Annotated in this window: 12 protein-coding genes; 9 read left to right on the plus strand and 3 right to left on the minus strand. The window is 63.0% G+C overall.

Annotation, left to right across the window (positions count from 1 at the left end; genetic code table 11):
• Positions 1 to 493 (plus strand): P1 family peptidase (locus tag OXH56_05025; GenBank protein ID MCY3554666.1); only part of this gene is annotated, 493 nt, incomplete at its 5' end.
• A 107-nt stretch (positions 494 to 600) separates the two neighbouring features.
• Here OXH56_05025 and OXH56_05030 read toward each other — a convergent pair.
• The 3 genes from OXH56_05030 to OXH56_05040 all read right to left on the minus strand — a co-directional run bounded on the left by OXH56_05030 (position 601) and on the right by OXH56_05040 (position 4,259).
• On the minus strand, positions 601 to 1,422 hold the full coding sequence (locus OXH56_05030) for a phytanoyl-CoA dioxygenase family protein (GenBank protein MCY3554667.1): 822 nt from the start codon (positions 1,420 to 1,422) through the stop codon (positions 601 to 603).
• Between the two features lie 14 nt (positions 1,423 to 1,436).
• Positions 1,437 to 2,948 (minus strand): aminotransferase class V-fold PLP-dependent enzyme, encoded by a 1,512-nt coding sequence (locus tag OXH56_05035; protein ID MCY3554668.1) that lies wholly within the window; start codon positions 2,946 to 2,948, stop codon positions 1,437 to 1,439.
• A gap of 63 nt (positions 2,949 to 3,011) precedes the next feature.
• A complete protein-coding gene (locus OXH56_05040) occupies positions 3,012 to 4,259 on the minus strand; it encodes an adenosylhomocysteinase (protein MCY3554669.1) in 1,248 nt (415 codons plus the stop codon).
• A 249-nt stretch (positions 4,260 to 4,508) separates the two neighbouring features.
• Between OXH56_05040 and OXH56_05045 the strand changes: the two genes are divergently transcribed.
• The 8 genes from OXH56_05045 (at position 4,509) to OXH56_05080 (ending at position 10,545) form a co-directional block, all read left to right on the plus strand.
• Positions 4,509 to 5,852 carry an MATE family efflux transporter gene (locus tag OXH56_05045; protein MCY3554670.1) on the plus strand — a complete coding sequence of 448 codons (1,344 nt, stop codon included), beginning with the start codon at positions 4,509 to 4,511 and terminating at the stop codon, positions 5,850 to 5,852.
• Between the two features lie 15 nt (positions 5,853 to 5,867).
• Complete coding sequence (gene dtd / locus OXH56_05050; GenBank protein MCY3554671.1) at positions 5,868 to 6,311, plus strand: D-aminoacyl-tRNA deacylase; 444 nt, start codon at positions 5,868 to 5,870, stop codon at positions 6,309 to 6,311.
• A complete protein-coding gene (locus OXH56_05055; GenBank protein MCY3554672.1) occupies positions 6,308 to 6,892 on the plus strand; it encodes a Maf family protein in 585 nt (194 codons plus the stop codon). The genes dtd and OXH56_05055 overlap by 4 nt, the downstream gene beginning before the upstream one ends.
• An 82-nt stretch (positions 6,893 to 6,974) precedes the next feature.
• On the plus strand, positions 6,975 to 7,493 hold the full coding sequence (locus tag OXH56_05060; GenBank protein ID MCY3554673.1) for a metal-dependent hydrolase: 519 nt from the start codon (positions 6,975 to 6,977) through the stop codon (positions 7,491 to 7,493).
• Between the two features lie 94 nt (positions 7,494 to 7,587).
• Positions 7,588 to 7,881 carry a hypothetical protein gene (locus OXH56_05065; protein ID MCY3554674.1) on the plus strand — a complete coding sequence of 98 codons (294 nt, stop codon included), beginning with the start codon at positions 7,588 to 7,590 and terminating at the stop codon, positions 7,879 to 7,881.
• Position 7,882: 1 nt separating this feature from the next.
• Complete coding sequence (locus tag OXH56_05070) at positions 7,883 to 8,866, plus strand: Gfo/Idh/MocA family oxidoreductase (GenBank protein MCY3554675.1); 984 nt, start codon at positions 7,883 to 7,885, stop codon at positions 8,864 to 8,866.
• A gap of 68 nt (positions 8,867 to 8,934) precedes the next feature.
• Positions 8,935 to 9,726 carry a glucose 1-dehydrogenase gene (locus OXH56_05075; protein ID MCY3554676.1) on the plus strand — a complete coding sequence of 264 codons (792 nt, stop codon included), beginning with the start codon at positions 8,935 to 8,937 and terminating at the stop codon, positions 9,724 to 9,726.
• A gap of 216 nt (positions 9,727 to 9,942) precedes the next feature.
• Positions 9,943 to 10,545 carry an RNA 2'-phosphotransferase gene (locus OXH56_05080; protein MCY3554677.1) on the plus strand — a complete coding sequence of 201 codons (603 nt, stop codon included), beginning with the start codon at positions 9,943 to 9,945 and terminating at the stop codon, positions 10,543 to 10,545.
• Positions 10,546 to 10,719: the final 174 nt, after the last annotated feature.

A 10,719-nucleotide genomic window follows, 5' to 3' on the forward strand; every position in this document is an offset into this window, starting at 1 on the left:
GGCATTACCGGGCCGGTTCTACTACGGCCGGCGCGGCGCGGGACGCTGGGCGGGCGTCGGCCAGGGAGGCGCTTTTCGCGAAATCGGCGCGACGAAGATCGCGGTGTTCACCGTGGTGAACGCCCTGGGCGATATCGTCGACCGCGAAGGCCGGGTCCGCACGCGGGATCATCGCCATCCCTACGACAAGCTGGAAGCGCGCCTCGCCAGAGGCTCGAAATCCAGGCCCGACCAGGTGGGCAGGCATACCACGCTGACGCTGGTCGTGACCAACCAGAAATGGACCCAGGGTGAACTGAACCAGATCGGCAGGCAGGTCCACGCGTCCATGGCCCGGGCGATCCAGCCCTTTCACACGACGCGGGACGGGGACGTGCTGTTTACGGCGTCGACGGGCGAGGTGGAGAACAGGCGTCTGAAGAGCACGACCGATTTCGGGATGATCGCCTCGGAAATGGCCTGGGACGCCGTGCTGAACAGCCTGGGGGAGTGATCCTAGCGTGCCGGTGGCTGGTATCGGGGCCACCTACATCAGCCAGGGTATGGTACCGTTGGCTGGACGTCGGCGAGGTGATTTCACGCCGGGACGGCGAGGCGGTTTCAACCCACGGTGTGGCCGTGCTCCAGCGCCTTCTCCACTTCGGATTCCCACGTGCCGTCCACGCGGACGCCGTACTCGGCGACGCCCCCCGTCGCCTGTGGTCCGGTGACATAGGGCCGGTAGTCTCGGCCGTCCGCGATGAGCTGCTCTGGCGCGAAGTCCGCGCGCAGAAAATGAAAGGCGATGCCGGCGCGGGACTGGTCCGTCTGGTTGTGGCCGGTGCAATGCGCGGTGCCGTAGCAGAAGAACAGGGCACCGCCCGCCTTCAGTTCGATGGTATCCGCCTGCTCCTCCGGGGGATAACAGCGGATGTGGTGGTCGCTGTAGGGGTCCCGGCTGTGCTCGTAGGGGGTCCGGTAGCTGCCGGGGATCACCTGCATGGTGCCGTTCTCGACGGTGGCGTCGTGCACGGCGATCCACATGGCCGTTCCCATGAGCGGATCACGGATCTTGAAATAGGCGTTGTCCTGGTGCCAGTGGGTGCCCATGCCGTCTCCGCCCGGTTTGAGAAAAACCTGGTCCAGGTGGAGAATATAGGGATCTCCGATCAACCGGGAGATGGCACCGGCCACGTCGGGCTGGAACGGGAGGGCTCTGAAGAGGTCGCTGTGCCGGTACATGGGGCACAGTTGCAGATTGCGCTGCGTGGTGGACGCCGTCTTCCCGTCGCCCGCCGTGGCGACGTTGCGCAGCGCGCCGTCTTCCATGAGACGATCGATCTCGGCCTGGAAGGCCCGGGTCTCCCGGTCCGAGAAGAATCCCGGTTTGGCCACGTAACCGTGGGTTTTGAATTGGGCGACTTCGTCGCTTGTCAATATCATACGCTCGACGTCCTTTACTTGGTCTGATGGTTGCTTCCCCGGTTCACGCCACCCGGGACTGTTTCCGAAATCGCCTCATTTCCGAATCGTTCGATGACTTCCAGGGTTTCGCGCACGTCGTCCCAGGTCGTGGTGTAGTTGACGATGCAGAGCCTCAGTGTAAACCTGCCCCGCAACAGGGTCGATGACATGAGGGCGGGGTCCTCCCAGAAGATGCGGGCGAGCACTTTCCGGTTGATCTTCTCGAGCGAATCCTCATCGAGGTCTGAAGCGTCGGGATTGACGCGGAAGCAAACGATGCCGAGCGACGACGGCAACAACAATTCCAGGGTCCCGCTGTTCTGAATATGCTCCTCGGCCCGCCCGGCCAGTTCCATGCCATTGGATACGGCGTTTCGGAACGCAGCCATTCCAAAGGTCTTCACGGACACCCAGATTTTCAGGGCCCGTACCGAACGGCTCAGTTGCAGGCCCCGGTCCGAGAAGTTGGGGTGGTTCGCGCCCCATATCGTGTCCTGGAGGATATCGTGCCGTACGGCGAATGCGCGCTCGAGGTCGCCTAAGTCCTTCACCATCAGGCAACCGGCTTCGTAGGGTTGAAAGAACAGCTTGTGCGCGTCCAGACCGATGGAGTCCGCCCGTTCGATCCCGCGCAGGAGATCCTTTCCCTTTTCGGTGATGACCGTAAAACCGCCGTAGGCGGCATCGACGTGGAGCCAGATACCGTCCGCCTCGCAGAAATCCGCGATCGTATCGAGGGGATCGATCGCGCCCGTACTGGCCGCCCCGGCGTTGGCGCAGACCGCCACCGGTTCTAATCCCGCGGCCCGGTCCTCCGCCACCGTTCGCTTCAGCGCTTCCGGGTCCATCCGGAAAAGCGCGTCGGTTGGGATCAAACGCACGTTTTCGGATCGTATGCCCATGATCCTGGCCGCCCGGACCAGCGCACTATGGCTCTGGTCGCTCATATAGACCGTGCCGCGTTCGGGCGCGCCCGCGGATTCCCGAGCCGCGACCAGGGCTTCCAGGCTGGCCGCGGAGCCTCCGGAAGTCATCAGGCCGCCGGCGGTGTCCGGATACTCCAGCCAGCGTCGGATCCAGTCTATAACGACCAGTTCCATCTGGCTCGCCCCACTGGATGTGAGCCATGTACACTGGTTGACCTGGTAGGCGGAGACCATGAAGTCCGCCAATATGCCGGGCCAGGTCGGCGCCGAAGGGATAAACGCGAAAGATCGGGGGTGATCGAGGCGGGCGCCCAGGGGGAGTATGTCCTTCGCCGCCCTCCCCAGGACCTCCAGCGCTGGACTTCCGTGTTCGGGCGGATCCTCCATGAGCTGATCTTCCAGTTCCTGCTTAAACTCGCCGTCCCAGGCCTGTTCATCCGGAAGATTCCTGATACGTTCTATAATGATTTCCGCCGTCCTGGTCGCGAGCTCGAGCATGACGTCGGGGGTCATCTGGAGACTGTTGAGCGCTTCCGCACTCGATTCAGCGTGCTGCTTTTCCCGATTCTCCCGAGACATTTTCAACTTCTCCTGATTCCCGCTATCGCTCAGTGCCCACTATCGCTCAGTGCCACTTATCGCTCAGTGCCACGAATCCAGGTACGCCCTCTGTTCCGGCGTCAACTCGTCCACGGCCATACCCATGCTCGCGAGCTTCAGGCTGGCGATCTCGTGGTCGATTTCATCCGGCAGGGTGTGTACACCGGGTGTCATTTCCCCGTGCCTGGCTGCCAGGTGTTCCGCCGCCAGGGCCTGGTTGGCGAAGGACAGGTCCATGACCGCGGCGGGATGTCCCTCGCCGGCCACCAGGTTGACCAGCCGTCCCTCACCGAGGAGATACAGTCTCCGGCCGTTCGCCAGGACGTACTCCTCCACCCATGGACGCAGGGACTGCCGCTCGACCGCGAGGGCACCCAGGGCCTGCACGTCGATTTCCACGTCGAAATGTCCGGCGTTGGCCAGCATGGCGCCGTCTTTCATGGCTTCCAGGTGATCGCGGCGTATGACCCCGCGGTTTCCGGTCACGGTGACGAACAGGTCACCCAGCGCGGCCGCCTCGGCCATGGGCAGTACCCGGAATCCCTCCATGACGGCTTCCAGGGCCGCGACGGGATCCACCTCCGTTACGATGACCTGGCCGCCCAGCCCCCTGGCCCGGGACGCCACGCCCCGTCCGCACCAGCCGTAGCCGCACACCACCACCGTTTTTCCCGCGATCAACGTATTAGTGGCCCGGAGGACGCCGTCGAGCGCGCTTTGTCCCGTGCCAAACCGGTTGTCGAATTGATGCTTGGTCTTCGAATCGTTGACCGCGATGACCGGAAAGGTCAGGTCGCCGTTCCGGACCATGCTTTGAAGCCGGTTAACGCCCGTGGTCGTCTCTTCCGTTCCGCCGATGATCTTGCCCAGTTGTTGGCGGTGGTCCCGATGCGCCGTGATAACCAGGTCGGCCCCGTCGTCCAGCAGGAGATCCGGCTGCGCATCCAGCACGGTGTGCAGGTGCCGGCTGAACGTGTCGGAGTCCTCCCCCCTTATCGCCAATACGGGCACCCCGTGATGCACGACCAGGCTGGCCGCCACGTCGTCCTGCGTGCTCAAGGGATTGGATGCGCAGACGATGGGCTCCGCGCCGCCTGCCTTGATCGCCGTGACCAGGTTGGCCGTCTTGGTCGAAATGTGCAGGCAAACGCCGACGCGCAGGTTGCGAAGGGGCTGTTCCCGCGCGAACCGGTCTTTTATCGCGCGCAAGACCGGCATCTGGCGGGCGTCCCATGCCATGCGCGCCGCGCCGGCCTTGGCGAGATCGGGATCACGGATGTCAGATTCCATGGCTACTGTCATTATGGCTTTCGGCGCATTGCGCGTCAAGGTTAATGGCAAGGTTAATGGCAAGGTTAAACGGCCGCAACGGTTGCCTTCGGCATATCAGTACGTACTCCTTCCGCGCCGCCCTCATATGCCCTTGACATCAAGGAACTTCAACGACTAACATGGTGAGGTTTCACTTCCCGGTAAGTGACTGATTTATCGCGTTTTACACGGACCGTTCTTCCTATCCTCCGATCGTTCGGACACCCCATGCTCGACCTCTCCAGAAAACGCCTCAACCGTACCATACTTTCCCTCGCATGGCCGGCCATACTCGAAAACCTGATGCACACGACGGTGTACATCGTCGACAGCATCTTTATCGGCACCCTCGGAACGCTGGCTTTCGCCGCCGTCGGCCAGAGTTCCATGATCCTCTTTACCGTGGTTTTCGTCTTCTACGGGATCGGGGTGGCAACGGGGGCCGTCGTGGCGAGGAACCTGGGCCGGGGCGACCAGAAGACGGCCTGCGAGGCCGCCGGCCAGGGGATCATACTCGGAACGTCTATCGGCTTGATGGTGGCCGCGTTGGGCCTGATGTTCGGCAAGGATCTCATGGTATTCCTGGGTACCGAGCCGGACGTCGTCGAACGTGCCCAGGAGTACATGCCCATCGTCTTCGCCTTCAGCGTGCTGCGCCTTTTCATCTACACCAGCAGCGGCATCCTGCGCGCGGCCGGCGACACCAAGACGCCCATGTGGATCACGGGTATCATGAACGTGTACAACATCTTCGCCGACTGGGTGCTGATCTTCGGCATCGGACCCTTCCCGGAACTGGGCATAACGGGCGCGGCCCTGGCTACCGGCACGGCCTACGTCCTGGGCGCCGTCCTGCTCATGTACAGGCTGTTCCGCCGTCACGCGAGATTCAGGCTGTGCGGCAGCGACATTGGGAATATCAGATCCGAGCACCTGCGGACCATCATACGGATCGCCGTGCCGAATCTCGGTGAACAGTCCGTCATGCAATGCGCCTATTTCTCGTTCATGTGGATCGTGACAAGCCTGGGTACGGCGGCGCTCACGGCGCATTTCATGACCATACGGGTGGAGATGGTCTCCTTCATGCCCGTATTCGGACTTTCCATGGCCGTGTCCACCGTGGTCGGACAGAGTCTGGGCGCCGAGCGTCCCGAAATCGCCGAGCTTGCCGTGAAGAAGGCCGCTCGAATCGGCCTGATCGCCATGAGCGCGCTGGGGCTTATATTCGTCGCCGTACCCGGCCTGCTCGTCGGTATCTACAGTCCGTCGCCGGAAGTGTATGACCTGGCCGTGCTCTGCGTGCGTATCGCCGCCCTCGAACTGCCGACGTCGGCTTTGCTGATGATCTATACCGGCGCCATGCGGGGCGCGGGAGACACCGTGAGTCCCATGCTGATCAGCATCTTCGGCGCGATCTTCCTGCGGATCGGCATGATGTACGTGCTGGTGATCGATCTGGGCTGGGGGTTGCCTGGGGTATGGTACGGTACGGCGCTGGACTGGGGCATCCGCCTGGTGATCGCCTGGTTCCTGTTCCGGCGGGGTCGGTGGAAGAGGATAAAGATCTAAGGGGAGTTTGAATCGATGAAAGTCGTTTTGCAGCGCGTCTCCAGCGCTTCCGTCAAAATCGACGGCGCGGTAACCGGTGAAATCGGTCCCGGTCTCGTACTGCTATTTGGCATTGCGAAGGACGATGCGCCGGAGGACGTGGAGTACGTCGTCAACAAGTGCGCCGGACTCCGGATATTCGGCGACGACCAGGGGAAGATGAACCGTTCTCTGCTCGACGTAGGGGGTGAAGTACTGGCGATATCCCAGTTTACGCTGTTCGGCGATACCCGCAAGGGCCGCAGGCCCAGTTTCGAAAGCGCCGCGCCGCCGGAACTCGCCGAACCGCTCTACGAGCTGGCGGTCGAACGCCTCAGGGAACAGGGCATCAGGGTCGCCACCGGTCGTTTCGGCGCCTACATGGAAGTGTCACTGGTCAACGACGGGCCCGTGACCTTGACCGTCGAGTCCCGCCGATGAAGCAAATCGTCCTGGCCTCTTCCTCGCCCCGCCGATCCGACCTGCTCCGGCAGATCGGGATCGCCTTCGAAGTCGTTCCACCGGACGTCGACGAATCACAGTACTCCTTTGACGACGATCCTGCCGGTACCGCGGAACGGCTTGCATTGGCCAAGGCGAAAAGCGCGGCCGACCGGGTCGACGCTCGCGGCCGCCTGGTGCTTGGCGCGGACACGGTGGTCCTGTTCGAGGACGAGGTCATCGGCAAGCCGAAAGATGCGGAGGACGCCTGCGCCATGCTGCAAAGGCTGGCCGGCCGTTCTCACCGGGTGCTCACGGGCTTTGCCCTGCTGGATCCGCGGACGGACCGGGCGGTGACGGCGCACGAGTGGACGGCCGTCTCCATGCGCGAACTGACCGACGCCGAAATCCGCGCGTACGTGGATACGGGCGAGCCCCTGGACAAGGCGGGGTCCTATGGCGCCCATGCCCTGGGCGCCGGTCTCATCACCCGCGTGGAGGGCTGTTTCTACAACGTGATCGGCCTTCCCCTCGCCCGGTTGCTGATGACGCTTGAAAACTTCGATGACCTGGCGACGTGACCAGGGTCGCATGGGCGTAACATGGGTCGCATCGTCGTGATTAAGTCCGCCACCAAAGGCTCAGAACCGACCGGGTAACTCCATGGCCGATTTCAGAGGACACGTCTGGGGTGGTTTCGTCGCCACCCTCATCTCCATGGCGCTCTGTACCGCCGGGCTATGGTGGACGGAGCTGCTTGATCCCTACCGGACCCTGGACGTCTGGCCAAAGGTGCTTCTGCTGCTGTCCATCGGGTTGTTGTCGGCCTGTTTCCCGGACGTGGACACCGAGAGTAAATCGCAGCGGCTGTTCTACCGCCTGTTGATTCTGCTGGACATCTGGTTTATCTTGATCGGGGATTACAGGACGGCGGCCCTGCTGGGACTCGGCGCCATGCTGCCCCTACTCGGCAAGCACAGGGGATGGACCCATACCTGGCTGGCCATGTTGCTGGTGCCCGCGCTGTTCCTGCTCGTTCCCATGTACCTGAAAGGGTCCGTTGAGTCCTTTCCGATCGTCTGCTACGTCGTATCGGTCTCGGCCTATGCCAGCCACCTGGTGCTCGACGGATATATAGTACAGACGGGCCGGCGTATCCGCCGCCTGGTCGCGGGAAACTGAACGCGGGAAACTGAATGCAGGAAACTGAACGCAGGAAACCCGGCGGCGTCCGCCAACAACGTTGGGCGGCGTTCGCCATCATTCCGGAGATATCATGAAAAGCGCACTGGAAATCGCCATGGAGAAGACCGCCGACGCACAGCAGGGCGGCAAGCTGACGGACGAGCAGCGTAAGGGGATCGCCGACCTGGAGAAGGAATACCAGGCCAAGATCGCGGAACAGGAGATCATGATCGAATCGAAAATAAAGGCGTTGGCGGCCCAGGCGCAGGGCCACGAGTTTCAGCAGCAGGTACACGCCCTGCAGGAACAACTGGTCCAGGAGCGGGAACGCATGGAAGCGGAAAAGAACACGAAGATTCAAGCAGTACGAGATCGGAGATCCTGACATGGCAAAGAAGCGTCTGCGCGTCGCTCTGATCGGCTGCGGAGGCAACATGCGAGGCGCCCACGTGCCGCGCATCCTGGCCGACGGGGCGGTCGAAATCGCGGCGGTTGCAGATACCTCGGAAGATGCCGCCCAGGCGTTGATGGACCGATGGGGCCGCCCGGTGCCCCACTTCACCGACTACCGGGACATGATAGAGAGCCACCGTCTCGACGCGATCATGGTGAGTTCTCCCCACGCCCTTCACTACGAGCAGGTGGACTATGCCCTGGATCAAGGTCTGCACGCGCTCGTCGAGAAGCCGCTCACCATCTCGTCCGGCCACACGCGCGCCCTGATCGGGAAGGCGGAAGAACAGCGCCGGATCCTGCTGGTGAGTTACCAGCGCAATTTCATGGCGCCCCATGTCTACGCCCGGGAGCTGATTCGGAAGGGCGCAATCGGCGAGGTGCGCGGCGTCGTGGCCTACGTCACGCAGAACTGGGGCGGCACGCGCGGGTGGCGGCTCGACCCGGTCCTGTCGGGCGGCGGCATGTTTCTCGATACGGGCAGTCACCTGGTGGCTTCCACGCTGTGGATTACGGATCTCAAGCCCCTCGAGGTGAGCGCTTTCCTGGACAAGGCCGGGCGGGACGTGGATATCAACATGGTGGTGGCCGTGCGGTTCAGGGACGACGCGTACGGCACGCTAAATACCTTCGGAAACGCTTCCCGCCACGACGAACGCATCGCGATCCACGGCAGCGAAGGCAGCCTGGTCTTCCACCTGCACCAGTGGCAGGTCAAGTCGGTCCTGCTGAACGACGAGCCGCTGAAGATCCCGGCGAGGATCCGGGAGGACACGCCGGACGCGGCGTTCTTCCGCATGATCCGCAACAGCGGGAAGGGGTACGAGCCTCCTCATTTCGCCCTGGCCGTTTCCCAGGTCAGCGAGGCGGCCTACCAGTCGGTCGAAGAAGGAAAACCGGTTCAGGTCGCCGGGTAGCCCGGGCACGACCGGGCGCGATCGGGCACGGCCGGAACCAGGAGATCAGGAGATTGAGGAGACCGAACATGAGTGCGACAGGGCGTCTGGCGGAAAAACGGGCGGTTGTCACCGGAGCAGGGCGCGGTATCGGCCAGGCCATCGCGCTGAGACTCGCACAGGAAGGCGCGCACGTGGCGGCCGTGGACATCGATCGCGAAAGCGCGGAATCTACGGCGGACCAGATCCGCGACGACGGCGGTATCGCGGCGGCATTGACCGCCGACCTGGGCCGCGTCGACCGGATCGAACCCATGATCGACGAGGCCGTTTCCGCACTGGGCAGGCTGGATATCCTGGTCAACAACGCGGGACGGGTTGAAATCAAGCCCTTCCTCGATCTGACCGAGACGGAATGGGACCAGGTCATCGATCTCAATCTGAAAGGGACGTACTTCTGCATGCAGGCGGGGGCCCGTCAGATGATCCGGCAGGGCGGCGGCGGCCGCATCATCAACATGTCCTCCATCTCGGGCAGACACGGCCGGGCCGATTCGAGCGCATACGCCGCCAGCAAGATGGCCGTCATCAGCATCACGCAGTCCGCGGCCCTGGCGCTGGCGGATCACGGGATCCTGGTCAACGCGCTGTGTCCGGGCGTCGTGGCCACACCCATGTGGGACCACATCGACGAGGACCGCGCCCGCCTGTTCGGCTACGAGCCGGGAACGGCAAGGACCCGGCTCGTGGAGAAAATCCCCCTCAAACGGGTCTCCGAGCCCGAGGAGATCGCCGCCGCGGCGGTCTTCGTCGCCTCCGACGAGAACACGCTGATCACCGGCCAGGCGATCAATGTCGACGGCGGCATGGAAATGAACTGAAACCAGGGACGGCGCCTGCGGGACGACAGCGAAGCGGCCGTTCGGGTTTGATCTTGACAGTGCGCAACGCCCGCCGTATACTCGGTAGGTTCCTTTTCACAGCAAGTTCTGGTACATCGCATCGGCCGGCATGGCCTGCACAGTCTGCATAGCCTGCACAGCCATCGTGGCCGCCATATTCCGCTCAGGCAAGACTCCATCAGAAAGACTCCATCAATGGATCCACGAAGACGCGAAAGACTCTCCAAGCTCCTCTCCCTGATTCTCCGGCATAAACCCGAAAGATTCGATATAACGCTCGACGAAAGGGGTTACGCGTCAATCGACGAGATCGTCGAGGCCATCCAGGAGAAGTTCGATCTGCTGGCGAAGGATGAAATCCTCGAGATCGCCGACGGCGCCGAGAAGAGAAGATTCGAGGTGGAGGAAGACCGCATCCGGGCGCGCTACGGGCACAGTTTCCCCATCGACCTGGGGTTGCCTCCCGCGGATCCGCCCGAGTACCTTTATTACGCGACCGTACCCGCGCGGGCCTCGGTCATCACCAATGGCGGCCTGACGCCCAGCGACCGCCAGTACGTCCACCTTTCCCTTTCCGAAGATATCGCCGCGCAGGTAGCCAGGAACCAGACGGATACACCGGTCGTCTTCCGCATCAACGCGCGGCAGGCCACCGAAGCCGGCGTGAACTTCTACGACCGCTCTCCGGTCATCCTGACCACGGGCGTGCCCTCCGAGTTCATCGATGTGCTGCAGGAGGCCCCGCCGCCTCCCGCCGAGTTCGGCCGCCGGAAGCGGAAGGCCCCTCCGCGCAGATAGCATGCGCCGCCTCGTCCTCCCTTTCCTCGGCCTGTTGCTTGCCATCTGCCTGCTGTTGTTCGACCTGACCATTCTGTGGTCGGGGCGTACCGCCATACGCCCCGTGATGCAGAAGGGCGTCGCCCTGGGGGTGTTCAAGGCCTCGGAGGGGATGTCCTACTACCGGTCCTCCCT

Source organism: Gemmatimonadota bacterium (assembly GCA_026702745.1).
GTDB lineage: Bacteria > JAAXHH01 > JAAXHH01 > JAAXHH01 > JAAXHH01 > JAAXHH01.

Coding starts and splice junctions, on each gene's coding strand:
- OXH56_05030 (MCY3554667.1), bottom strand. CDS start 1,422: ATGATATTGACAAGCGACGAAGTCGCCCAATTCAAAACCCACGGTTAC.
- OXH56_05035 (MCY3554668.1), bottom strand. CDS start 2,948: ATGTCTCGGGAGAATCGGGAAAAGCAGCACGCTGAATCGAGTGCGGAA.
- OXH56_05040 (MCY3554669.1), bottom strand. CDS start 4,259: ATGGAATCTGACATCCGTGATCCCGATCTCGCCAAGGCCGGCGCGGCG.
- OXH56_05045 (MCY3554670.1), top strand. CDS start 4,509: ATGCTCGACCTCTCCAGAAAACGCCTCAACCGTACCATACTTTCCCTC.
- dtd (MCY3554671.1), top strand. CDS start 5,868: ATGAAAGTCGTTTTGCAGCGCGTCTCCAGCGCTTCCGTCAAAATCGAC.
- OXH56_05055 (MCY3554672.1), top strand. CDS start 6,308: ATGAAGCAAATCGTCCTGGCCTCTTCCTCGCCCCGCCGATCCGACCTG.
- OXH56_05060 (MCY3554673.1), top strand. CDS start 6,975: ATGGCCGATTTCAGAGGACACGTCTGGGGTGGTTTCGTCGCCACCCTC.
- OXH56_05065 (MCY3554674.1), top strand. CDS start 7,588: ATGAAAAGCGCACTGGAAATCGCCATGGAGAAGACCGCCGACGCACAG.
- OXH56_05070 (MCY3554675.1), top strand. CDS start 7,883: ATGGCAAAGAAGCGTCTGCGCGTCGCTCTGATCGGCTGCGGAGGCAAC.
- OXH56_05075 (MCY3554676.1), top strand. CDS start 8,935: ATGAGTGCGACAGGGCGTCTGGCGGAAAAACGGGCGGTTGTCACCGGA.
- OXH56_05080 (MCY3554677.1), top strand. CDS start 9,943: ATGGATCCACGAAGACGCGAAAGACTCTCCAAGCTCCTCTCCCTGATT.